The following is a 22185-nucleotide window of genomic DNA, read 5'->3' on the forward strand; positions in this document are numbered from 1 at the left end:
GATGCATGTGCATCGGGGACAGGTGGCGTTTCCGGATATTCCGAGGTTTTGATGGGGACGTGGGACAAAAGTTCCTCTCCCCCGCTTTGCGGGGGCGAGGAACCCAAACTTTTCAAGGTCGCGACGTCGGCGGTTGGCGTTTCCTCGCCCCCATGAAATGGGGGAGAGGTGCCCGCGTAGCGGACGGAGAGGGGGCAGCGCTGCCGTATGCGATTGCCCTGGCCTTGCGAGGGCGAGGAACCAGGCCAAGCCATGACCACCTTCACTCCCGCCACTTCCGCCGAAACCCTCTCCACCGTCCAATGGGCAGCGGCGGAAGAAACACCCCTTGAGCTCCTCGGCCACGGCTCCAAGCGCGGCATCGGCCGTCCGCTGCAGACCGAGCACACGCTCGACCTCTCGCGCCTCACCGGCGTCACCCTCTACGAGCCCGCCGAGCTGGTGCTGTCGGCCAAGGCAGGCACGCCGCTCGTCGAGATCGAGCAATTGCTGACCGAGAACGGCCAGCAATTCGCCTTCGAGCCTATGGATTACGGCCCGCTGCTCAGCGGCGAGCCGGGCCAAGGGAGCAAGAACGGCACCATCGGTGGCGTGCTCGCCACGAACCTGTCCGGCCCGCGCCGTCTCAAGGCGGGTGCCGCGCGTGACCACATCCTTGGCGTCGCCGCCATCTCGGGTCGTGGCGAGGCTTTCAAGTCGGGCGGGCGCGTCGTCAAGAACGTCACCGGCTATGATCTTTCCAAGCTGATGGCCAACAGCTGGGGCACGCTCGCCGTGCTGACCGACGTCACCTTCAAGGTTCTGCCCGCGGCAGAGACGGAAGTGACCCTGGCCATCCGTGGCCTGCTCGACGATGCCGCGGTCGCCGCCATGGCGCTGGCGCTTGGCTCCAGCGCCGAAGTATCGAGCGCGGCGCATCTGCCGGAGCGCATTGCCGCTAAGGTTGCCGGCGGCAAGCATGGCAGCGACGCCGCCACGCTGCTGCGCGTCGAGGGTTTTGGCCCGTCGGTCGTCTATCGTATCGAGGCGCTGCGAAAGCTGCTCGGCAAGGCTGGTCCGCTCGAAGAGATCGCCGGTGAGGCGTCGAAGACCATCTGGCGCGACATTCGCGATTGTTTGCCTTTCGCCGATGGCGGCGCGCGGCCGGTCTGGCGCGTGTCGATGGCGCCGTCGCAGGCGCATCACATGGTGATGGCGCTGCGCATGCAGGTTGCGGTCGATGCCTTCTACGACTGGCAGGGTGGGCTGGTCTGGCTGTCGATGCGCGAGGACGATCCGGAGGCTGATTTGCTGCGCGGGCTGATCCGTAAGCATGGCGGCGGTCACGCGACGCTGGTGCGCGTCTCGCCCTCGCATCGCGCGGCGCTGCCGGTTTTCGAGCCGCAGCCGTCGCATCTGGCGGCGCTGTCGGCGCGGCTCAAGGCCGAGTTCGATCCGAAGGCCATCCTCAATCCCGGCCGCATGGCGTAGGACTTAAAAGAGATGCAGACCAATTTCTCAGCCGCGCAACTCGCCGATCCGCACGTCGCGGAATCGGAAAAGATCCTGCGCAAATGCGTGCATTGCGGCTTCTGCACCGCCACCTGCCCGACCTATGTCACTCTCGGCAATGAGTTGGATTCGCCGCGCGGCCGCATCTACCTCATCAAGGACATGTTGGAGAACGGCCGGCCGGCGGACAAGGAGATCGTCACCCATATCGACCGCTGCCTGTCCTGCCTGGCCTGCATGACGACCTGTCCCTCGGGCGTGAACTACATGCATCTGGTCGACCACGCCCGTGCCCATATCCAGGAGACCTACAAGCGCCCGCTGCTCGACCGGCTGACGCGCGCCATGCTGGCTGCCGTGCTGCCTTACCCGCGTCGCTTCCGCGCCGCGCTGAAGCTCGCCGGGCTTGGCCGGCCGTTCATCGGCCTGTTCGAGAAGCTGCCGGCGCTGAAGCCGGTCGCCGCCATGCTGAAGCTTGCGCCGTCCGCGATCCCGTCGGCATCGCCAATGGCGAAACCAGGCACACATGCCGGGCAGGGCGCGAAGCGTGGCCGCGTCGCGATCCTCACAGGCTGCGCGCAATCGGTGCTCGATCCTGCCATCAATGACACCACCATCTCGCTGCTGACCAGGCTGGGCGTCGAGGTCGTGGTGCCGGAAGGCGAGGGCTGCTGCGGCGCGCTCGTCCATCACATGGGCCGCGAGGCGGCGGCACTTGCCTCGGCAAGGCAGAATGTCGACGCCTGGACGCGCGCCATTGACCAGGGCGGGTTGGACGCCATCATCATCACCGCCTCCGGCTGCGGCACGACGATCAAGGATTACGGCTTCATGCTGCGCCTCGATCCGGCCTATGCCGAAAAGGCCGCGCATGTCTCGGCGCTGGCCAAGGACGTCACCGAGTATCTCGCCGCTCTCGGCCTGCCCGAGCCGGCGCGCAAGCCGGGCACGATCGTCGCCTATCACTCTGCCTGCTCGATGCAGCATGGACAGAAGATCACCCGCCAGCCGAAGGAGCTTCTCGCCAAGGCCGGCTTCGTCGTCCGCGAGCCGCGCGAGGGTCATCTGTGCTGCGGCTCGGCCGGCACCTATAACATCCTGCAGCCCGACATCTCGGCCAAGCTGCGCGACCGCAAGGTGAAGAACATCGAGGCGACAGGCGCCTCGGTTGTCGCCACCGGCAATATCGGCTGCATCACCCAGATCGCGTCCGCCGCCAGGCTGCCGGTGGTGCACACGATCAAGCTGCTCGACTGGGCCTATGGCGGCCCGAAGCCTGAGGGTGTTTCCGAGCGAGGGCTTGTGGCGGCAGAGTGATCCTCGTCGCCGGCGCCCCCTCATCCGGCCGCTTCGCGGCCACCTTCTCCCCGGTGGGGAGAAGAGGTTTGCGCCGGCGTCGACAATCTCGTCTCCCCTCGGGGAGAGGTCAGCCGAGCGAAGCGGAGGCTGGGTGAGGGTGTGTGCCGGCCTACTCCGCCGCGAGCTGGTCCGGCACGCCATAGGTCGCGCGGTAGAGCGCGCGCTGGCGGTTGAGCGCCACCATGGTGTTGCGCAAAAGGATCGCGACCGTGAGCGGGCCGACGCCGCCGGGCACCGGCGTGATCCAGGATGCCACTTCCTTGACGCTGTCGGTGTCGACGTCGCCGACTATGCGGGTTTCGCCGTCCGGTCCGACCTCGGAATTGATGCCGATGTCGATGACGGCAGCGCCCGGCTTCACCATGTCCGCCTTGATCAGCCGCGGCTTGCCGACGGCGACGAACAGCGCGTCGGCGCGCCGCGCATGGGCAGCCAGCGAGCGCGTCATGTGGTGGCACACCGTCACCGTCGCGCCTTCGCTCATCAACAGAAAGGCGATCGGCTTGCCGACGATCTCGGAATGGCCGACGACCACCACCTCGAGCCCCTTGAGCTCGAGCCCGGTCTCCTTCAGCAGTTCGACCGAAGCCGCCGCCGTGCAGGGCGCCAGGTCGAGCTGGTTGTAGACGATGTTGCCGATCGAGGCCGGATGCATGCCTTCGACGTCCTTCAGCGGATGCACGGCGCCCTGCAGCGTCTTGATCGGGATATGCGCCGGCACCGGCCGCTGGATGATGATGCCGGTGACGCGCGGATCGGCGTTGAGGCCGTGGATCGCCGCTTCCAGTTCACCGGCGGTGATGTCGGCGGCGAAGCGCCGCTCCTCGAAGCCGATGCCGGCAAGGGCAGCCTTGGCGCGTTGGTTGCGCACATAGACGTCGACCGCCGCGGTATCGCCGACGGTGATCGAGACCAGCTTCGGCGGAAAGCCTTCGGCCGTGGCGATCGCTGCATCCTCGCGCACCGAGGCGATGATGCGCTGGGCGACCGGCCCGCCTTTCAGGTAGCGGCTGTCGTCGGTCCGGGTCATGGCTGGCACCTTTTGCCTTCTGGAGCAATTCGGGAACAGGCGCGGGAGCGGCTTTCTGTCCGGAATTGCGTAACAACTGAGATTTTGTGCGGTGCAATAGCAGAGGATCGCCGGGAAATCAGCCCCGAAAGCGAAACCTGGTGCCTTCGGGGCGACTTGCCGCGCCATGCATCAAAAGAAGCTCAAAGTGAAAAGGGCCGCGCGGTTGCCCGCGCTGCCCTTTTCGTGACCGGCCGTATCCCCACACGGCCCGTCCCCCGTAAACTCCGACACCGGTTTAAGCACATCCCGCAGGATCGCACTATGACTTGGCGGCAACAGCTTGAGACTAAATTTGCTGCCCCGTCTAACCGGCTGATTCGCTGCGACTAAATCACCTCGACCGTGGTTCCGACATTCACGCGTTCGTAAAGGTCGACGACATCCTCGTTGCGCATGCGGATGCAGCCGGAGGACACCGCGCCGCCTATCGTCCAGGGCTGGTTGGTGCCGTGGATGCGGTATTCGGTGGTGCCGAGATAGAGCGCGCGCGCGCCGAGCGGGTTTTCCATGCCGCCGGCCAGGTAGGTCGGCAGATAGCGGCCCTTGGCCGCCTCGCGCTTGATCATCTCCGCCGGCGGGCGCCAATCCGGCCACTCCCGCTTGTTGGTGATCTTGTGCGTGCCCGACCATTCGAAGCCCGGCTTGCCGGTGCCGACGCCGTAGCGCCGCGCCTTGCCGTTCTTCTCGACCAGGAAGAGGAAATTCTGGTGGGTGTCGATGACGATGGTGCCGGGTTTCGCCGGGCCGTCATAGGCGACTTCCTGCGGCAGGTAGACCGGGTTGATCTGCGGCCGCATCACCATGCGCTTGGCCGGCTGCTGGACGGCCGCCGTCCTCTGCCGGTCGGGCTGGGCCTGGAACAGACGGCGCAGCGGCTGCTGCGTTGCCTGCGGGGTCGGGCGCACGATGCCCGGCGCATGGCCAAGCTGCAGCACCCAGGGCGCCGAAAGGTCGGGACTCACCATCACCGGCGGCCGGTCGGCGTAACGGTCATTGGCAAGGGAGGTCGTGGCGCCGGCGGCAAGGATCGCCGCGGCACCTAGCAGGGAACAAAACGCTGTCTTCATCGGAACGCACCTTGATCGAACTGATCCGGGGCGGAGAGGGTGCCCTCGGTTTCGCGATCCTTGGCGCGGAGCGGCAAGCAAAACATGAATCGGAATGCGTAAAATGCCGCTTTGTCAGTAAACCTTTTGGTGTGGTTACCGGCCGGTTCAGGAATCTGGTAAAGCCACGGTAAAACGGCGCTGAAGCGCATTAACGAATGGATTTGCGAGCGATGGCGACTGAAAATGCCGGTATTCTCGACGGCCCCGACGGCAAGGCGCGCTGCTTCTGGCACGGCAACCTGCCGGACTATCTCCACTATCACGACCATGAATGGGGCCGGCCGGTAACGGATGATCGCCGGCTGTTCGAAAAGATCTGCCTGGAAGGTTTTCAGTCGGGCCTGTCGTGGCTGACCATCCTGCGCAAGCGCGAGAATTTCCGCGAGGCCTTCGCCGGCTTCGATTTCGATAAGGTGGCGTCGTTCACCGACGCGGATGTCGAGCGCCTGCTTGGCAATGCCGGCATCATCCGCCATCGCGGCAAGATCGTTTCGACCATCAACAACGCAAAACGCGCCCGCGAGATGGCCGACGAGTTCGGTTCCCTGGCCGCCTGGTTCTGGAAGTTCGAGCCGGGTCCGCAGGAGCGCCCCGAAATCGTCGACCTGGCGCATCTGCGCGCCAATCCGACGACGGCGGTGTCGGTCAGGATATCGAAGGAACTGAAGAAGCGCGGCTGGAGCTTTGTCGGCCCGACCACGGTCTACGCCTTCATGCAGGCGATGGGCCTGGTCAACGACCACCTCGAAGGCTGCTACTGCCGCGCCGAGGTGGAGAAGGAGCGCAAGAAACTGAAGCGGCCGAAGTAGATGCGCTCTTTCCTTCTCCCACAAGGGGAGAAGGAAGAAGGCGCTACTTCTCGAACCGGCCCTTGTGGCCGCTGCCGTTGATGTCCCAGACCAGGCTGGAACCGGACACCGTCAGCACCAGCCCGCTGAAGCCGCTATCGTCGGGCGTGTGATGCGTGGAGGCGGAACTGCGGCCGGCCGGGATGACCTCGACGGTCGAGCCTTTCCGCACCCAGCAGCCCTTGCCGTACTGGTCGTTGGCGCCATAGGCGAGCGCGAATTCGAAACTGCCGTCTTTCTTCAACAGCAGTTCGGAACCGACCTCCATGACGCCGTTCAAGTAATAATGGCCGGCAAGACGGGCATCGCCCGGCTGGCAGGCGTTGGCCGCGCCGGTCGCGCCAATGGCCAGCGCGCCGGCAAGCGCGCACGCAAATTGCAGCTGCATGATGATCCCCCGATCGTTGAGTGAAGTCAGAGGCTGCCGGCGCCGGTCAGGAACAGCCCGGCAATGATGGCCGCCACGGCCGCGAAGGCCGGGTAGATCACCAGCAGGCCGGTCACCAGCGCGTCGCGCGCCGTCGGCTTACGTGTCTGCGTCGGAACGTCGAATGGCCCGGCAGGCTGCTGGGCCTGCTTGACGCCGCCGCCGCCGGCAGGCCGCAGCCTGGCCGATCTGCCGCCCTCGATGATGTCGTTAGCCGTCGTCATGGCCCCGAACCCCTTGTTTCGGCGCGCTTTATGGTCGTCGATTGTGTCGGCAGCATGCCGCGCCGGTGGCGGAATTGTTTCGTTTTTGGTGTGGTTTTGTTTCAGTTCTTCCTTTTCCCCTTGTGGGAGAAGGTGGCCGCGAAGCGGCCGGATGAGGGGTGTTCCAGGGAACGCCGGCGTCTCACTCCGCTGGAACACCCCTCATCCGTCTCGGCGCAGCGCGCCGATCCACCTTCTCCCGCAATGGGAGAAGGGAAGGCGCCAACCCTTGCCCGCCTAACCGGCATCGTTTAGGAAACGCGCGCTCGAAGTAAGTCACCACTGACTGGAAACCTCCATGGCCGACAAATCGGAAAAGACGAAAGCGCGGCTGCCGCGCGGTTTTGCCGACCGCAGCGCCGAAGACATCCGCGCCGTCGAGAAGATGATGGCGACCATCCGCTCGGTCTATGAGCTGTACGGCTTCGAGCCGGTCGACCAGCCGATGATCGAGTACACCGATGCGCTGGGCAAGTTCCTGCCCGACCAGGACCGGCCCAACGAAGGCGTGTTTTCCTTCCAGGACGACGACGACCAGTGGCTGTCGCTGCGCTACGACCTGACCGCGCCGACGGCCCGTTTCGTCGCTGAGAACTTCGACAAACTGCCAAAACCCTATCGCAGCTATCGCTCCGGCTGGGTGTTCCGCAACGAGAAGCCCGGCCCCGGCCGTTTCCGCCAGTTCATGCAGTTCGACGCCGACACGATCGGCACGCCCGGCGTCGCCGCCGACGCCGAGATGGCGATGATGATGGCCGACGTGATGGAGGCGCTCGGCATCAAGCGCGGCCAGTACGTCATCCGTGTCAACAACCGCAAAGTGCTGGACGGCGTGCTGGAAGCGATCGGGCTTGGTGGCGACGAGAACGCGGGTCGCCGGCTGACGGTGCTGCGCGCCATCGACAAGCTGGACAAGCTTGGGCCGGAAGGCGTGGCGCTTCTGCTTGGGCAGGGGCGCAAAGACGAAAGTGGCGATTTTACCAAAGGCGCGGGGCTTGACGAAGAGTCGGTTCAGTTCGTTCTGAACGCAGTTCTCCCGGGAGATTTGAACGCCAGGACCATCATGAGCGTGAATAGGGCTAAGCTTGGCAGTCTTGAGCAGGCCTATGCCGGCAATGCAACCGCTCTGGCCGGGGTGACGGAACTTAGTGAGATTGAAGCGCTGGTCAAAGCAGCGGGTTATGGCGCGGATAGGATTTTCATCGACCGCTCCGTCGTGCGCGGCCTTGAATATTACACCGGACCGGTCTTCGAGGCCGAGCTTCTGGCCGAGATTCCCAACGACGAAGGCCGGATCGTGCGCTTCGGCTCGGTCGGCGGCGGCGGCCGCTATGACGGGCTGGTCTCGCGCTTCCGCGGCGAATCGGTGCCGGCGACAGGGTTCTCCATCGGTGTTTCCCGGCTGATGACGGCGCTGAAGAACCTCGGCAAGCTCGACACATCCGATGTCATTGCCCCGGTCGTCGTGCTGGTCATGGACAAGGACACCGAAAGCCTCGGCCGCTACCAGAAGATGGTCGCCGACCTGCGCGCCGCCGGCATCCGCTCCGAAATGTATCTCGGCGGCGCCGGCATGAAGGCGCAGCTGAAATACGCCGACCGCCGCGGCAGCCCGGTCGCCATCATCCAGGGTGGCGACGAGCGCGCCAAGGGCGAGGTGCAGATCAAGGATCTGATCGAAGGCGCCCGCATGTCTGCCGAGATCACCGACAACGCCGAATGGCGCGCCGCAAGGCCGGCGCAGGTGACGGTGGCGGAGAGCGAACTGGTTGCCGAGGTGAAGAAGATTCTCGCGGCGCAGGCAGCCGATCGCGCGAAAGGTGGCGCTTGAACACCCCCCTCTGGCCTGCCGGCCATCTCCCCCGCAAGGGGGGAGATTGGATGTCGCGCATGCTTTCGCCAATCTCCAGCGTTGGAGAATGGGCGCCGAGCCCAAAGCTGCTGATCTTCCCCCTTGCGGGGGAGATGGCCGGCAGGCCAGAGGGGGGTGCCTCGCGCCCAATCTATCAATGACCACCCGCCCCGCCATCGCCGCCGGCATCGTCAAACTCTTCGCCACCCGCGACACCCACGCGGTCGAAGTCGCCGTGCTGCAGCCGGCCGATCCGTTCCTCGATATGGCGGGCGAGGATCTGCGCCGCCGCATCTTCCTGACCGAAAGCGAGACCGGCAAGGCGCTGTGCCTGCGGCCCGAATTCACCATTCCGGTCTGCCTCGACCACATCGCCAGCCAGGCCGGCACGCCGCGCCGCTATTCTTATCTGGGCGAGGTGTTCCGCCAGCGCCGCGACGGCGGCAACGAGTTCTTCCAGGCCGGCATCGAGGATCTGGGCGACCGCGACACGGCCGCTGCCGACGCCCGCTCGCTGGCTGATGCGCATGCGCTGCTGTCGCTGGTGCTGCCCGGCAAGACGCTTGCCGTCACGCTCGGCGACCAGACCCTGTTCGAGGCCGTGCTGGCAGCCCTTGGTCTGCCGCGCGGCTGGCGCATGCGGCTCGCGCGCGCCTTCGGCTCGGCGCCGATGCTGGAGGCAGCCCTTGCCGACCTCGCCAACCCGCCGCGCAACAGCCAGCTCTCCGGCCCCGTCGCCTTGCTGGCGCTCGACGGCGATGCGGAAGGCCTTGCCGCGCATATTGCCGAAGGCATGGAGGAGGCGGGGCTGTCGGCATCGTCCGGCCGTGCTCCGGCCGACATTGCGCGCCGGCTGATCGAGAAAGCGCAACTGCGCAGCGTCCGGCTGTCCGATGACGCCTTTTCGGCGCTCAAGGGTTTTCTCGAGATCGACGTCGCGCTCGACAGCGCGACCGCGGCGCTGGAAAAATTCGCCGCCGATGCCGGCCTGTCGCTGGGACCCGCGCTGGAGAACTTCGCCGCCCGCGCCAGGGCGATCGAGGCGCACGGCCTGTCCTCGGCGCAGATCCGCTACGACGCCGCCTTCGGCCGCCCGCTCGATTACTACACCGGCCTCGTCTTCGAGATTGCCGCCGGCGACGGCGACCGCCCGCTGGTCGGCGGCGGCCGTTACGATCGGCTGCTGACGCTGCTTGGCGCGAAGAAGCCGATCCCAGGCGTCGGCTTCTCGGTCTGGCTCGACCGCATCGAAGCCCTGCGGGAGGCCGCGCAATGATCACGCTGGCGATCCCCTCGAAAGGCCGTCTCAAGGAACAGTCGCTCGACGTGCTGGCCAAGGCCGGCCTGGCGGTCACGCTGCCTGAGGACGACCGCAAATACCGTGCCCGTATCGGCGGTCTCGACAATGTCGAGGTGGCCTTTCTGTCCGCGTCCGAGATCGCCGGCGAGATCGGCCAGGGCGCGGTCGATCTCGGCATCACCGGCGAGGACCTTTTGCGCGAGAACCTCGCCGACTGGGAAGCGCGCGCCGAGATCGTCGCCCGTCTCGGCTTCGGCCATGCCGATGTCGTGGTCGCCGTGCCCGACATCTGGCTCGATGTCGACAATATGACCGATCTTGACGACGTCGCCGCCGATTTCCGCCAGCGCCACGGTCGCCGGCTCAGGATCGCCACCAAATACTGGCGGCTGACGCAGCAGTTCTTCTCGCTCAAGCATGGCATCCAGGTCTACCGCATCGTCGAAAGCCTCGGCGCCACCGAAGGCGCCCCGGCTGCCGGCCTGGCGGATGTCATCGTCGACATCACCACCACCGGCTCGACGCTGCGCGCCAACCACCTCAAGGTGCTGGGCGACGGTACGATCCTGAAGTCGCAGGCCTGTCTGGTAGCGTCGAAAAAGTCTCGAGATGCCGCCGATGAGGCGCAGTTGCGCGACATTGCCGCGAAGATGTCAGCAATTACGGGATAGCGTCGGCGCTGCCCCTCATCCGACCGCTGCGCGGCCACCTCTCCCCGGTGGGGAGAAGAGGTTGGCGCCGACGCCGACAATCTCCTCCCCACCGGGGAGAGGTCTGCCGAGCGAAGTGGAGGCTGGTGAGGGGCAGTACCTTCGGCGGGTTTCCACCGCCTTTGCAGGCTGATAGGCTCAATCATCCCGGGAGGAAACGGCGATGGCGATCAAACTCGACGAGCTCATGAACGCCACCAATCTGCGCCGGCGCGGCGCCAGCGGCACCTTCATCGCTCCGCTGGGCGGCAAGGCGCATGTATCGGGCGACCGCTCGGTGCCCCTGCTCGACAAGACCATTCCCGAACTTTTTTCCGACACGGTGAGCAGATACGCCACGCTCGACGCCGCCGTTTTCGTCGGTCAGGACAAGCGCTTCACCTGGAGCGAGCTGTCGGACGCGGTCGACGCCTTGGCCGCCGGTTTCCTGGCGCTTGGGCTCGAAAAAGGCGACCGCGTCGGCATCTGGTCGCCGAACCGCTGGGAATGGCTGGTGACGCAGTTCGCCACCGCGCGCATCGGCCTGATCCTCGTCAACATCAACCCGGCCTACCGGCTGACCGAGTTGGAATACGCGCTGAACAAAGTGGGCTGCAAGGCGCTGGTCACGGCAGCCCAGTTCAAGACCTCCGACTATCTCGGCATGATCGAGACGTTGGCGCCGGAGATCGCCAAGGCGGAGCCCGGCAAGCTCAAGGCAAAAAAGCTGCCTTCGCTGAAGATCGTCATCCGTATGGGCGACGACAACTCGCCCGGCATGTTCAATTTAGGTGACGTGCTCGCCATGGCCGGCCGCGACGAGCATGACAGCCTCGACCGCATCTCCGAAGGCCTGAAGCCGGGCGAAGCCATCAACATCCAGTTCACTTCAGGCACGACCGGCGCGCCGAAGGGCGCGACGCTGACGCATTCCAACATCGTCAACAACGGCAATTTCGTCACGTCGGCGATCAGGCTCACCGCTGACGACCGGCTCTGCATCCCGGTGCCGCTCTACCACTGCTTCGGCATGTCGATGGGCACGATGGGCTGCGTCTCCAAGGGCGCGACCATGGTTTTCCCGGGCGAAGGCTTCGATGCCGGCGCGACGCTGAAAGCGGTCGCGCAGGAGCGCTGCACCGGGCTCTATGGCGTGCCGACCATGTTCGTCGCCATGCTCGACCATGCGGATTTTTCCAGCTTCGACCTCTCCAGCCTGCGCACCGGCATCATGGCCGGCTCGCCATGCCCGATCGAGGTGATGAAGAAGGTGGTGTCGCTCATGCACATGTCGCAGGTGACCATCGCCTATGGCATGACGGAGACCAGTCCCGTCTCCTTTCAGAGCAGCGTCGACGATCCGCTGGAAAAACGCGTCTCCACCGTCGGCCGCATCCACCCGCATGTCGAGGTCAAGGCGGTTGGCGCCGACGGCGCCATCGTCGCCGTCGGCGAGCCTGGCGAGCTCTGCACGCGCGGCTATTCGGTGATGAAGGGCTATTGGGACGACGCCGACAAGACGCGCGAGGCGATCGACGCCGACGGTTGGATGCACACCGGCGATCTCGCCACGATCGACGCCGAGGGCTATTGCAACATCGTCGGCCGGGTGAAGGACATGGTCATCCGCGGCGGCGAGAACGTCTATCCGCGCGAGGTCGAGGAATTCCTCTACCGCCATCCCAAGATCAAGGAAGTGCAGGTCTTCGGCATTCCGGACGACAAATATGGCGAGGAGCTCTGCGCCTGGATCGTGCTGAAGCCCGGCCAGATCGCCACCGCCGAGGAGATCAAGGCCTTCTGTGCCGGCCAGATCGCGCATTACAAGGTGCCGCGCTATATCCGCTTCCGCACCGAGCTGCCGATGACGGTGACCGGCAAGCCGCAGAAATTCCTGATGCGCGAGGCGATGGTGGAAGAATTGGGATTGGTGGCGCAGAAGACGGCTTGAAACGGCATTTATGGACAACGAGTTTCCAAATTTCGCGGCGCTGAGAGCCGCCAAAATCGAAAACATAGATTATCGCATAGTCGTCCGGCGTGGAGCGCGAACCGGCAATGCGATCGTCATGACCCCGCATGGCGGCAAGATCGAGCCGCGCACCTCCCTGATCACCGAGACGATAGCAGGGGGCGATCTCGATATGTATTGCTTTGAAGGGCTCATGCCCGAAAGCAACCGGGAGCTGCACATAACGTCCAGGAACTTCGACGAGGCGACCGCGCTGGAACTGCTGCGGACGAAGTCCACCGTCGTCACGATCCACGGCCGTCAGGATCGGGACGATCCCTCGACAGTCTATCTGGGCGGCAAGGACGCCGCGCTGGTTTCAGAGATAGACTGGCGTCTGCGGGAAACCGGCTTCCAGACGAAGAAGGATGACCATCCGTTTCCAGGTATCCAGGATTCGAACATCGTCAACCGAGGCGTGACGGGGAAAGGAGCACAGTTGGAAGTGCCCTTCTCGCTGCGCCGTCGACTGGGGAACGAGCCGGAGCTTCTGGAAAGATTCTGTGGGGCGGTTCGCGAGGCCATCGAGGTATTCGACGCCAGAAATGGCGCCCGGTTCTCAACCGTGTTTTGAATGATGCGCTTGGCGGGCAACGATGCCCCAAGGATGTCCAATGAGAGGTGCTCCCCACGCGCTTTTCCGCTAAGTTCGCGAAAACGCGTGGCGTTAGAGCAATTCCAGGAAAAGTGTGAGCGGTTTTCCATCCGGAATTGCGTAAAAACGAAGAGATAGAGCGGTTCGCCGTTTCCGTGAAACGGTGAAACGCTCTAGGGGGCTTGGATGACTGGTTACGGGCGGTCGGTCACTTCCTACACGATGCCGTTGGCCGCGCTGGCGATGGCGCTCGCGGTCAGGGCCAGCGGCCTGTCGGTTGACGAAGGGGCGCTGAACGCCAGGATACTCGTTGGAGCGCTGTCGAGCGTCATCATGTTCGTCACCATTTTCGTGGTGCTCGACCATGCCGAGGCGCTCGCCCGGCGCGTGGGGGAGCCCTACGGAACCTTGGTGCTGACTTTCGCGGTGACGGCGATCGAAGTGTCGATCATCGTCTCCATGATGCTGCATGGAGAAAACAACCCGACGCTGGCGCGCGAGTCCGTCTTCTCGACGGTGATGATCACCTCCACCGGCGTTGTCGGGATCTGTCTCACGCTTGGCGGCTGGCGCTATCGCAAGCAGGCTATCGTCCGGCAAGGCACCAGCGCCTATCTGTCGGTTCTGATCGCGCTGACCGTGATGACGCTTATCCTTCCGACCTACACCCGGGCTACGGATCCCGGCACTTTTTCGGCGGCTCAGCTTGGTTTCGTAAGCGTCCTTTCGGTGCTGCTCTATGCGAGCTTCGTGTTCGCCCAGACCGTCCGGCACCGGGAGGACTTCGTCCAGGGACAGGCGCACGACGTTCCGATGCGAACCGGTTCCTCCGAAAGCACTTCCGTCAGCGCCCTGTTGCTGCTGAGTGGGTTGATCGGAATTGTCCTGCTCGCCGAGCAGGTCGCCGCAAGTGTGGAGGATGCGCTCGCCGCCTACCAGGTGACCCAGGCCGACAGCATCGTGGGGGCGTTGATCGCGGCACTGGTTTTAATGCCGGAAGCCATCTCGGCGATCCGCGCCTCGTTCAAGAATGAGCTGCAGCGCAGTCTGAACGTCGCGATGGGCTCGGCCTGCGCCACGATCGGTTTGACGATACCGGCGGTCGCGGCCGCCAGCCTGCTGACGGGCCGGGGACTGACGCTGGGGCTTCCGGCGTCCGATGCCGTGCTTTTGGCCCTGGCCCTTTTCATATGCAGCGTGAGCTTCAGCACCGAAAGAACGACATTCCTGACGGGAATGGTCCATATTGTGGTGTTTTTTACCTATGTGTTTCTGATCTTCGTGCCGTGAAATTGTTGCGGGCCGGCCATCAGGCGCAGAGCCGCCTCGAAAGGCGCTTCACGCCGCCAGCACCGCCTGATCCAATCCTCGAATGATCCGCGCCAGTTCCACGCACTCGTCCTGCCGCACCTTGTTCTTCCGCCAGGCCATGCAGATCATGCGCTGCGGCATCGGCTCCTGGAACGGCACGATCTTCAGGTCCGGCATGACGCCGGCGGCACTTGCCGCCATTTCCGGAACCAGTGTCACACCCAGCCCATGCGCCACCATCTGCAAAAGCGTGGTGAGGCTGGTCGCGCCATAGCTTGCCATCGCTACCGGCCGCACATTGCCGCAGACGGCCAGGGCTTGCTCGCGCAGGCAATGGCCTTCCTCCAGCAGCATCAGCCGCTCCAGCGCCGGGCTTTCCGGCGGGACCGGCGGCGAGGCGAAGGCCGGATCGCCGGCGGGAACGGCGAGGAAGAAGCGGTCGGGAAAAAGCCCTTCGGTGACGATCGCCGGCTGGTCGAGCGGCAAGGCAGCGATGAAGGCGTCGAGCCGGCCTGACGTCGCGTCCTCGACCAGGGACGCGGTCACCGCCTCGCGCAGCTCGAGCTGGAGGGAAGGGTAGTGCTTTTTCAGTTCCGGCAGCACATGCGGCAGGAGGTAGGGCGCGACGGTCGGGATGATGCCCAGCCGGAAGCGCCCCTCCATGGTCGGGCGGCCGCGCCGGGCAGTCGTCTCGACGTCACGTATGTCGGCCAGAATGCGCTCGATACGCGGCTGCAGGGTAAGCGCCTCGTCGGTCATGCGCACCGTCTTGCCGCCGCGCTCGAACAACGGGCAGTTCAGCCGCTCTTCCATCTCGGCGATCTGCGCGGATAGGGCCGGCTGGCTGACGCCGGCGAGCTTCGCGGCGCGGCCGAAATGCAGCGTCTGCGCCAGCGCGTCGAAATATTGCATCTGCCGGACTGTGAGGCCAATCATAAGAAAATCCTATCAAATGAAACAGGAAAGGCAATTTGTCTTTATCGGTTGGGCAGCCTAGTCTGGAATCATTCCAGGTTGGCGCGGCCGGCGGCCGGCCCCGAAAATCCTGGGAAAATCAACCTCGGCAAAATTCAACTTCGGCAAAAAACCTCGGCAGAATCGGAGACTAAGATGGACGCCAAAACCGACGACAACAGCGCTGGCAAATGCCCGGTGGCGCATGGATCCGCCGGACGGACCAACCGTGACTGGTGGCCGAACCAGCTCGACCTTGCGGTCCTGCATCAGCAGTCGAACCTGTCGGACCCGATGGGCGAAGATTTCAACTACGCCAAGGAGTTCGCCAGTCTCGACCTCGATGCGGTGGTCAAGGACCTGCACAAGGTGATGACGGATTCGCAGGATTGGTGGCCGGCCGACTTCGGCCACTACGGGCCGCTCTTCATCCGCATGGCCTGGCACAGCGCCGGCACCTATCGCATCGGCGACGGCCGCGGCGGCGCCGGTGCCGGTCAGCAGCGCTTCGCACCGCTGAACAGCTGGCCGGACAATGCCAATCTAGACAAGGCGCGCCGGCTGTTGTGGCCGGTCAAGCAGAAATACGGCCGCAGGATTTCCTGGGCCGACCTTCTGATCCTCACCGGCAACGTCGCGCTGGAATCGATGGGCTTCAAGACCTTCGGCTTCGCCGGCGGCCGCGCCGATGTGTGGGAGCCGGAGCAGGACGTGGATTGGGGCTCCGAAAGCAAGTGGCTTGGCGATGAGCGCTATTCGGGCGATCGCGAGCTGAGCGGCCACCTCGGCGCCGTGCAGATGGGCCTCATCTACGTCAACCCGGAAGGCCCGAACGGCAAGCCGGACCCGATCGCCGCCGCGCGCGACATCCGCGAGACCTTCGCCCGCATGGCGATGAATGACGAGGAGACTGTGGCGCTGATCGCCGGCGGCCACACTTTCGGCAAGACGCACGGCGCGGGCGATGCCTCGCTGGTGGGCGCCGAGCCGGAAGGCGCCGGCATCGAGGCGCAGGGCCTCGGCTGGTCGAGCAAATATGCGTCCGGCATCGCCGGCGACGCCATCACCTCGGGCCTTGAAGTGACCTGGACGACGACGCCGACCAAATGGAGCAACAATTTCTTCGACAACCTGTTCAATTACGAATGGGAGCTGACGAAGAGCCCGGCAGGCGCGCATCAATGGACGCCGAAGGCCGGCGCCGGCGCCGGCACGGTTCCGGACGCGCACAACTCTTCGAAGCGCCACGCGCCGGCCATGCTCACCACCGACCTCGCGCTGCGTTTCGATCCGGCCTACGAGAAAATCTCGCGCCGCTTCCACCAGCATCCTGAACAGTTCGCGGACGCCTTCGCCCGCGCCTGGTTCAAGCTCACCCACCGCGACATGGGCCCGGCTGTCCGCTATCTCGGCCCGCTCGTGCCGAAGGAAGAGCTGATCTGGCAGGATCCGATCCCGGCCATCGACCATGAGCTGGTGAGCGAGGCCGACATCGCTTCGCTCAAGGCGAAGATACTCGCCTCCGGCCTCTCGGTCTCGGAGCTGGTGTCGACCGCCTGGGCTTCGGCCTCGACCTTCCGCGGCTCGGACAAGCGCGGCGGCGCCAATGGCGGCCGTATCCGGCTCAGCCCCCAGAAGGATTGGGAGGTCAACCAGCCGGCTCAGCTCGCCAAGGTGCTCGGCAAGCTGGAAGCGATCCAGAAGGAGTTCAACGCGGCCCAGGCCGGCGGCAAGAAGGTCTCGCTCGCCGACCTCATCGTGCTTGGCGGCGCCGCCGCGGTGGAGAAGGCGGCGAAGGACGGCGGCAATGAGGTCAAGGTGCCCTTCACGCCTGGCCGCATGGATGCCTCGCAGGAGCAGACGGATGTCGATTCCTTCGCTGCGCTGGAACCGAAAGTCGACGGCTTCCGCAACTATGCCCGCGGCAGGTTGCCGATGTCGGTCGAAGCGATGCTGGTCGACCGGGCCCAGCTGCTGACGCTGACCGCGCCGGAACTGGCCGTGCTGGTCGGCGGCCTGCGCGTGCTCGGCGCCAATGCCGGCGGCTCGAAGCACGGCGTCTTCACCGACAGGCCGGGCCAGCTCACCAACGACTTCTTCGTCAACCTGCTCTCGATGGCGGCGATCTGGGATCCGGCGGCCGGCTCCGAGCCCGGCTCGCAAGAAGTCTACGAGGCGCGCGACCGCAAGACCAAGCAGGTGAAATGGACCGGCACCCGCGCCGACCTGATCTTCGGCTCGCACGCGCAATTGCGCGCGCTCTCCGAGGTTTATGGTTCAGGCGATGCCAAGGCGAAGTTCGTCAAGGACTTCGTCAAGGCATGGACGAAGGTGATGAACGCCGACCGCTTCGACATCGCGAAGTAAGGTCGTATCCTCCAAATGAAAAGGCGCGGGTCATGCCCGCGCCTTTTTACTTTTTGCCGAACTGCGGTCAGTCTTTTTCGAAGATGCCGGCCTTGGCGACGATACCGGCAATCGCTCCGCCGATCAGCGGCGCGACGATGAACAGCCAGAGCTGGCTGAGCGCGGCACCCCCTGAAAACAGCGCCGGGCCGATCGAGCGCGCCGGATTGACCGAGGTTCCGGTCACCGGGATCATGGCGAAGTGGATGCCCGCCAGCGTGAGGCCGATGACCAGGCCGGCAAAGGCGGTGGTGTGCTTGGCGTTGGTGACGCCGAGAATCACGGTGACGAAGGTGAAGGTGCCGATCAGCTCCCACAGGAAGGCCGAGCTCATGCCCCATTTCGTTTCGTCCCAGCCATTGGCGCCGAAGCCCCCGGTATGACCCCCGGCCTGGCCGGATACGATGATCCACAGCGCCAGCGAGGCGATGATGGCGCCGATGACCTGTGCGATCCAGTAGGGGACGACATCCTTGGCCGGCATCCGCCCCGCCAGGAACACGCCGAGCGTCACCGCCGGGTTGAGATGCGCGCCCGAGATCGGGCCGATCGCATAGGCCGCGGCGATCAGGCCGATGCCGAACGCCAGGCCGATGCCTTCCTGTCCGAGCGGCAGCGCGCCGCCGAAACCGCCCGTGACCACGGAGGCCGTGCCGATGAACACCAACAAAAACGTGCCGAGAACTTCCGCCAGATAAGTCTTCATTGCCCTCTCCTCATAGGATCCGCCAGACCACGCTTTTGCGCGCCGCGAATCACTGCCGGAAGAGTATTCCGGCGGACAACACTTGGAAAGCCGAGAGGTTAAGCCGGCAGGCTTGCTTGTGCATGCCAGTCAAAGACATTAGAGACCTTTCATATTCTGGTCGATTGTTCCTATTTTCTGGCTGCGTCGCTCGCGATGGAAAAACCGTTCGGCGAAATCGCCCGGTTTTGAAAACGTGGTTTCACAGCCAGCGCGAACAGAACTCTTTCAATCCAGGCCTGAAACGCTTTAAGAGCGGGCTGGAGCCGATTTTGTGGTGTAGACGGAAAACGGGATGCGATTGGGCGGAAGGCTGGCAGCGGCCATAGAAGTTCTGGAAGACATCGGCCGGCGTCACCGGCAGGTGGCCGACGCCTTGCGCGATTGGGGTCTGTCGCATCGCTTTGCCGGCGGCGGCGATCGCGCGGCGATCGGCAACATCGTCTATGACGCGCTGCGCCGCAAACGCTCGGCCGGCTGGCTGTTCGGCGAGGAAACCCCGCGCGCCATCGGCTTCGGCGCGCTGCTGTTGGAATGGGGCCAGACGGCGCACTCGCTGAACAATGCGCTGGACGGCGACAAATTCGCGCCGCCACTGCTCAGCGCGGGCGAGTTGAAGGCGGCGGCCGAGCGCCGGCTTGGCGAGGCCCCCGATGCTGTGCGGGCGGATGTCCCGGACTGGTGCGCGCCCTTGCTCGAGCAAGCCTATGGCGGCGCCTGGGTCGAGGAAGGCGCGGCGCTCGCCCAGCGTCCGCCGCTGGATCTCAGGGTCAACACGCTCCAGGCGGATCGCGCCAAGGTGCTGGCCGAACTCCAGGGCACGGGTGCCGCGCCTGCAGCGATCGCGCCGCACGGCATCCGCATCCCGCCGATCGACGGCGACGGCAGGCACCCGAACGTGCAGGCGGAGCCCGCCTTCCAGAAAGGCTGGTTCGAGGTGCAGGACGAGGGCTCGCAGCTTGCCGCTGCCCTTGCCGGTGCCGAGCCCGGCATGCAGGTGCTCGACTATTGCGCCGGCGCCGGCGGCAAGACGCTGGCGCTGTCGGCCGAGATGGACAATCGCGGCCAGCTCTTCGCCCATGACGCGGAGAAGGTGCGGCTGGCGCCGATCTTCGAGCGCATCCGCCGCTCGCACAACCGCAACGTCCAGGTCGTCAGCAAGCCCGCGGAGCTTGCGCCGCTCACCAACCACATGGATATCGTGCTGATCGACGCGCCCTGCACCGGGAGCGGCACGTGGCGGCGACGGCCCGACGCCAAATGGCGGCTGACCGAAAGGCAGCTCGATGCCCGAAAGGGCGAGCAGCAGGCGATCCTCGACACGGCCCAGGCCTTCGTCAAACCCGGTGGCTTGCTGGTCTACATCACCTGTTCGGTGTTCGACGCCGAAAACGGCGAGCAGGTCGCGGCTTTCCGCGAGCGCCATCAAGGCTTTGCGCCGGTCGACCATCGCCAGCTCTGGGATGGCCGATTCCCCGACCATCAGGCGGCTGTACGTGTCGGCGAGGGCGGCGGCATCTCGCTGTCCCCGTCGCTGAGCGGCACCGACGGTTTCTACTTTCATGCCTTGCGCAGGGTCGCTTGAGGACAGTCGGTCTTTTGCTGCGCTGCAACATAAAAGATTGCCTGTCTTGCCGGGCTCTGCAATAAGCTTCGCCAGCAAATATGAGGCGAAGTGCCATGGCAGCAGCCAAGATCGTACCCGCTCCCGACTTCGAGGAACGCGTCAGGACCTCTTTTGCCCGGCAAAAAGCCATGGCCACCATCGGCGCAGAACTGACCTTGGTGACGCCCGGCATCATCGAGATCGAGATGCCTTATGCCGCCTCTCTCACCCAGCAGCACGGCTTCCTGCATGCCGGCGTCATCTCGACCGCGTTGGACTCCGCCTGCGGCTATGCCGCCTTTTCGCTGATGCCGCAGAATTCCAGCGTGCTGACCATCGAGTTCAAGGTCAACCTGCTCGCGCCGGGCCGGGGCGAGCGCTTCCTGTTCCGCGGCTCGGTGACCAAGCCCGGCCGCACCATCATCGTCGCCGACGGGCAGGCCTACGCCTTCGCCGCCGATGGCGAGGCGAAGCTGATCGCCACCATGACCGGCACCATGATGACGGTGGTCGGCCGCGATGGGATCGAGGGGTGATCCGATGAACAATGCGGTTCGGATCGCAGGCAAGTCCGTCCTCTTCGTCATGGCGGTCGAGGCTGAATACGGCCCGCACTTGAAAAACCTGTTCACGCCGCTGATGACCGGCGTCGGTCCGGTCGAAGCGGGTGTCAGGCTGGGCGCCGAGCTTGCGGCGTTGAAGGCCGAGGGGGCGCTTCCAGACCTCATTGTTTCGCTGGGATCGGCCGGCAGCCGCAAGCTGGAACAGGCCGAGATCTACCAGGCCGTGTCGGTGAGCTATCGCGACATGGATGCTTCGCCGCTCGGCTTCGAGAAGGGCGCGACGCCGTTCCTCGACCTGCCGGTGACGGTGCCGCTGCCTTTCGTCATCCCGGGCATCAAGACGGCTGCGCTCTCGACCGGCGGCGCGATCATTTCCGGCACCGCCTATGACGCCATCGATGCCGACATGGTCGACATGGAGACCTTCGCCTGCCTGCGCGCCTGCCAACTGTTCGGCGTGCCGCTGATCGGGCTCCGCGGCATTTCCGACGGCGCGGCCGATCTCAGGCACGTCAACGACTGGACCGAATATCTGCACGTCATCGACGAGAAGCTCGCCGCGGCTATCGGCTCGCTGGAGCAGGCGATCGCCGGCGGCCTGCTTGGTGGCTGACCGCCGATCGGATCAAGCAGCCAGGCGCTGCGGATCGCCGAAATCGATGCGCGAAATGCGCCCACGAGAGGCGCCTGTCGCGTCGATGTAGTCGATTGCTCCCGGTGTGTGATCGAGTTTCCACGCGCCGGTCGGGCCATCCTTCCATTCGACCTTGTAGCCGTCTTCCAGCAGCGTCCAGGTCCCGTGAAAGCGTGTGCCGTCCGGCAAGAGCATGTGCGCCCGGTCGTCAGCTTCATAGTGGATGAAGGCGTTCTTGCCGCCCATGTCGATGACATGCGTGGTTCCGACCATGATAATGGCCAGCGTGTCCCTGTTCAGTATCGTCATTGTCCCTGTCCATGGTTCGCGTTTCGAAAGAGCCTCGACGGCATGGGTGTAGTCAAGTATCTTGACTATATGGAGCTTGGATTAAATGGTCAAGAAGCTTGACGAAAAATCCGTCGCGTTGCCCGATCACGTCGGTTGGCGGCTGTGGCAGGCGAGCCGTGCCTGGCAGGCGGAATTTGCCGCCGCCATGCGGGCAGCCGGCCACGCCTGGTTCAGCGAGGCGCGCGCCGGGCTGCTCGGCCACATCCCTCGCAACGGCACGCGTCAGTCGGCATTGATCGAGCGCGCGGCCACCTCCAAGCAGGCGGTTCAGCAATTGCTCGACGGACTTGAGGCGGAAGGCGTGATCGAGCGGCTTCCCGACCCGCGGGACGGGCGCGGCAAGCTCGTGCGCTATACGTCAAAGGGTCTGGATGCCTTGCGCGACGGCGACCGCATCAAGCTTGAGATCGAGCGCGGTTACATCGTCCGTATCGGCGAACGGCGGTTCGCGGCGCTTATGGACGCCTTGCGCGCACTCGACGCAGGGCAGGGCGACGAGCCGCAAACGGCCGCCCGTCCTCGGGACGAAACCTCGGAATCGAAGTGAGCGGCGCGACCTCGCGACCCATTGCGCCGACTCGTTTCTTTCTCTAAAGGCT

At 64.9% G+C, this 22185-nt stretch carries 21 protein-coding genes; 14 read left to right on the forward strand and 7 right to left on the reverse strand.

Annotation, left to right across the window (positions count from 1 at the left end; all coding sequences use genetic code 11):
- Positions 1-252: 252 nt before the first annotated feature.
- Together LB572_RS31515 and glcF are read left to right on the forward strand one after the other, a co-directional pair.
- Positions 253-1470 (forward strand): FAD-binding protein, encoded by a 1218-nt coding sequence (locus LB572_RS31515; RefSeq protein ID WP_224670528.1) that lies wholly within the window; start codon positions 253-255, stop codon positions 1468-1470.
- A 12-nt stretch (positions 1471-1482) separates the two neighbouring features.
- A complete protein-coding gene (gene glcF / locus LB572_RS31520) occupies positions 1483-2808 on the forward strand; it encodes a glycolate oxidase subunit GlcF (RefSeq protein WP_224670529.1) in 1326 nt (441 codons plus the stop codon).
- Between the two features lie 151 nt (positions 2809-2959).
- On the opposite strand, the gene LB572_RS31525 is transcribed toward glcF, so the two are convergent.
- Complete coding sequence (locus tag LB572_RS31525) at positions 2960-3880, reverse strand: bifunctional 5,10-methylenetetrahydrofolate dehydrogenase/5,10-methenyltetrahydrofolate cyclohydrolase (protein ID WP_140802180.1); 921 nt, start codon at positions 3878-3880, stop codon at positions 2960-2962.
- 368 nt (positions 3881-4248) lie between these two features.
- Positions 4249-4989: a L,D-transpeptidase gene (locus LB572_RS31530; RefSeq protein ID WP_224670530.1), complete on the reverse strand. Its 741-nt coding sequence runs from the start codon at positions 4987-4989 to the stop codon at positions 4249-4251.
- Positions 4990-5201: 212 nt separating this feature from the next.
- Here LB572_RS31530 and LB572_RS31535 point away from each other — a divergent pair, with 212 nt between their 5' ends.
- Positions 5202-5840: a DNA-3-methyladenine glycosylase I gene (locus LB572_RS31535; RefSeq protein WP_140802178.1), complete on the forward strand. Its 639-nt coding sequence runs from the start codon at positions 5202-5204 to the stop codon at positions 5838-5840.
- Between the two features lie 43 nt (positions 5841-5883).
- Here LB572_RS31535 and LB572_RS31540 read toward each other — a convergent pair whose 3' ends face one another.
- Positions 5884-6267: a hypothetical protein gene (locus LB572_RS31540; RefSeq protein WP_224670531.1), complete on the reverse strand. Its 384-nt coding sequence runs from the start codon at positions 6265-6267 to the stop codon at positions 5884-5886.
- A 26-nt stretch (positions 6268-6293) separates the two neighbouring features.
- Positions 6294-6530 (reverse strand): hypothetical protein, encoded by a 237-nt coding sequence (locus LB572_RS31545; protein WP_224670532.1) that lies wholly within the window; start codon positions 6528-6530, stop codon positions 6294-6296.
- Between the two features lie 337 nt (positions 6531-6867).
- Between LB572_RS31545 and hisS the strand changes: the two genes are divergently transcribed.
- The 6 genes from hisS (at position 6868) to LB572_RS31575 (ending at position 14306) form a co-directional block, all read left to right on the forward strand.
- Positions 6868-8400, forward strand: a complete 1533-nt coding sequence (gene hisS, locus LB572_RS31550) for a histidine--tRNA ligase (protein ID WP_224670533.1) — start codon at positions 6868-6870, stop codon at positions 8398-8400.
- Between the two features lie 178 nt (positions 8401-8578).
- A complete protein-coding gene (locus LB572_RS31555) occupies positions 8579-9697 on the forward strand; it encodes an ATP phosphoribosyltransferase regulatory subunit (RefSeq protein WP_224670534.1) in 1119 nt (372 codons plus the stop codon).
- Positions 9694-10392: an ATP phosphoribosyltransferase gene (gene hisG / locus LB572_RS31560; protein ID WP_224670535.1), complete on the forward strand. Its 699-nt coding sequence runs from the start codon at positions 9694-9696 to the stop codon at positions 10390-10392. The genes LB572_RS31555 and hisG overlap by 4 nt, the downstream gene beginning before the upstream one ends.
- Before the next feature lie 202 nt (positions 10393-10594).
- Positions 10595-12361: an AMP-binding protein gene (locus LB572_RS31565; protein ID WP_224670536.1), complete on the forward strand. Its 1767-nt coding sequence runs from the start codon at positions 10595-10597 to the stop codon at positions 12359-12361.
- A gap of 10 nt (positions 12362-12371) precedes the next feature.
- The gene (locus LB572_RS31570) at positions 12372-12995 is read left to right on the forward strand and encodes a poly-gamma-glutamate hydrolase family protein (RefSeq protein WP_224670537.1); all 624 of its coding nucleotides are present in this window, start codon (positions 12372-12374) and stop codon (positions 12993-12995) included.
- A 207-nt stretch (positions 12996-13202) separates the two neighbouring features.
- Positions 13203-14306, forward strand: coding sequence for a calcium:proton antiporter (locus LB572_RS31575; protein ID WP_140807655.1), 1104 nt, complete (start codon positions 13203-13205; stop codon positions 14304-14306).
- 48 nt (positions 14307-14354) lie between these two features.
- On the opposite strand, the gene LB572_RS31580 is transcribed toward LB572_RS31575, so the two are convergent.
- The gene (locus LB572_RS31580; RefSeq protein ID WP_224670538.1) at positions 14355-15263 is read right to left on the reverse strand and encodes a hydrogen peroxide-inducible genes activator; all 909 of its coding nucleotides are present in this window, start codon (positions 15261-15263) and stop codon (positions 14355-14357) included.
- A gap of 174 nt (positions 15264-15437) precedes the next feature.
- Here LB572_RS31580 and katG point away from each other — a divergent pair, with 174 nt between their 5' ends.
- Positions 15438-17648: a catalase/peroxidase HPI gene (gene katG / locus LB572_RS31585; protein ID WP_224670539.1), complete on the forward strand. Its 2211-nt coding sequence runs from the start codon at positions 15438-15440 to the stop codon at positions 17646-17648.
- Between the two features lie 67 nt (positions 17649-17715).
- On the opposite strand, the gene LB572_RS31590 is transcribed toward katG, so the two are convergent.
- The gene (locus tag LB572_RS31590; RefSeq protein ID WP_224670540.1) at positions 17716-18393 is read right to left on the reverse strand and encodes an MIP family channel protein; all 678 of its coding nucleotides are present in this window, start codon (positions 18391-18393) and stop codon (positions 17716-17718) included.
- A 334-nt stretch (positions 18394-18727) separates the two neighbouring features.
- Between LB572_RS31590 and LB572_RS31595 the strand changes: the two genes are divergently transcribed.
- The 3 genes from LB572_RS31595 (at position 18728) to LB572_RS31605 (ending at position 21214) form a co-directional block, all read left to right on the forward strand.
- Positions 18728-20017 (forward strand): RsmB/NOP family class I SAM-dependent RNA methyltransferase, encoded by a 1290-nt coding sequence (locus LB572_RS31595; protein ID WP_224670541.1) that lies wholly within the window; start codon positions 18728-18730, stop codon positions 20015-20017.
- 95 nt (positions 20018-20112) lie between these two features.
- The gene (locus LB572_RS31600; RefSeq protein ID WP_224670542.1) at positions 20113-20574 is read left to right on the forward strand and encodes a PaaI family thioesterase; all 462 of its coding nucleotides are present in this window, start codon (positions 20113-20115) and stop codon (positions 20572-20574) included.
- A gap of 4 nt (positions 20575-20578) precedes the next feature.
- On the forward strand, positions 20579-21214 hold the full coding sequence (locus LB572_RS31605; protein ID WP_140807650.1) for a 5'-methylthioadenosine/S-adenosylhomocysteine nucleosidase: 636 nt from the start codon (positions 20579-20581) through the stop codon (positions 21212-21214).
- Positions 21215-21226: 12 nt separating this feature from the next.
- Here LB572_RS31605 and LB572_RS31610 read toward each other — a convergent pair whose 3' ends face one another.
- On the reverse strand, positions 21227-21544 hold the full coding sequence (locus tag LB572_RS31610) for a hypothetical protein (RefSeq protein WP_224670543.1): 318 nt from the start codon (positions 21542-21544) through the stop codon (positions 21227-21229).
- An 85-nt stretch (positions 21545-21629) separates the two neighbouring features.
- On the opposite strand from LB572_RS31610, the gene LB572_RS31615 reads away from it, so the two are divergent.
- Positions 21630-22133, forward strand: coding sequence for a MarR family winged helix-turn-helix transcriptional regulator (locus tag LB572_RS31615; RefSeq protein ID WP_224670544.1), 504 nt, complete (start codon positions 21630-21632; stop codon positions 22131-22133).
- Positions 22134-22185: the final 52 nt, after the last annotated feature.

This window comes from Mesorhizobium sp. BH1-1-5, from assembly GCF_020165615.1.
Classification (GTDB): Bacteria; Pseudomonadota; Alphaproteobacteria; order Rhizobiales; family Rhizobiaceae; genus Mesorhizobium.

Bases quoted from the DNA above. Each gene is read 5' to 3' on its own strand.
- LB572_RS31595 (WP_224670541.1), top strand. From the start codon at position 18,728: ATGCGATTGGGCGGAAGGCTGGCAGCGGCCATAGAAGTTCTGGAAGAC.
- LB572_RS31575 (WP_140807655.1), top strand. From the start codon at position 13,203: ATGACTGGTTACGGGCGGTCGGTCACTTCCTACACGATGCCGTTGGCC.
- LB572_RS31580 (WP_224670538.1), bottom strand. From the start codon at position 15,263: ATGATTGGCCTCACAGTCCGGCAGATGCAATATTTCGACGCGCTGGCG.
- LB572_RS31590 (WP_224670540.1), bottom strand. From the start codon at position 18,393: ATGAAGACTTATCTGGCGGAAGTTCTCGGCACGTTTTTGTTGGTGTTC.
- LB572_RS31545 (WP_224670532.1), bottom strand. From the start codon at position 6,530: ATGACGACGGCTAACGACATCATCGAGGGCGGCAGATCGGCCAGGCTG.
- LB572_RS31615 (WP_224670544.1), top strand. From the start codon at position 21,630: ATGGTCAAGAAGCTTGACGAAAAATCCGTCGCGTTGCCCGATCACGTC.
- hisS (WP_224670533.1), top strand. From the start codon at position 6,868: ATGGCCGACAAATCGGAAAAGACGAAAGCGCGGCTGCCGCGCGGTTTT.
- LB572_RS31600 (WP_224670542.1), top strand. From the start codon at position 20,113: ATGGCAGCAGCCAAGATCGTACCCGCTCCCGACTTCGAGGAACGCGTC.
- LB572_RS31605 (WP_140807650.1), top strand. From the start codon at position 20,579: ATGAACAATGCGGTTCGGATCGCAGGCAAGTCCGTCCTCTTCGTCATG.
- hisG (WP_224670535.1), top strand. From the start codon at position 9,694: ATGATCACGCTGGCGATCCCCTCGAAAGGCCGTCTCAAGGAACAGTCG.
- LB572_RS31610 (WP_224670543.1), bottom strand. From the start codon at position 21,544: ATGACGATACTGAACAGGGACACGCTGGCCATTATCATGGTCGGAACC.
- LB572_RS31565 (WP_224670536.1), top strand. From the start codon at position 10,595: ATGGCGATCAAACTCGACGAGCTCATGAACGCCACCAATCTGCGCCGG.
- katG (WP_224670539.1), top strand. From the start codon at position 15,438: ATGGACGCCAAAACCGACGACAACAGCGCTGGCAAATGCCCGGTGGCG.
- LB572_RS31525 (WP_140802180.1), bottom strand. From the start codon at position 3,880: ATGACCCGGACCGACGACAGCCGCTACCTGAAAGGCGGGCCGGTCGCC.
- LB572_RS31515 (WP_224670528.1), top strand. From the start codon at position 253: ATGACCACCTTCACTCCCGCCACTTCCGCCGAAACCCTCTCCACCGTC.
- LB572_RS31535 (WP_140802178.1), top strand. From the start codon at position 5,202: ATGGCGACTGAAAATGCCGGTATTCTCGACGGCCCCGACGGCAAGGCG.
- LB572_RS31540 (WP_224670531.1), bottom strand. From the start codon at position 6,267: ATGCAGCTGCAATTTGCGTGCGCGCTTGCCGGCGCGCTGGCCATTGGC.
- LB572_RS31555 (WP_224670534.1), top strand. From the start codon at position 8,579: ATGACCACCCGCCCCGCCATCGCCGCCGGCATCGTCAAACTCTTCGCC.
- glcF (WP_224670529.1), top strand. From the start codon at position 1,483: ATGCAGACCAATTTCTCAGCCGCGCAACTCGCCGATCCGCACGTCGCG.
- LB572_RS31530 (WP_224670530.1), bottom strand. From the start codon at position 4,989: ATGAAGACAGCGTTTTGTTCCCTGCTAGGTGCCGCGGCGATCCTTGCC.
- LB572_RS31570 (WP_224670537.1), top strand. From the start codon at position 12,372: ATGGACAACGAGTTTCCAAATTTCGCGGCGCTGAGAGCCGCCAAAATC.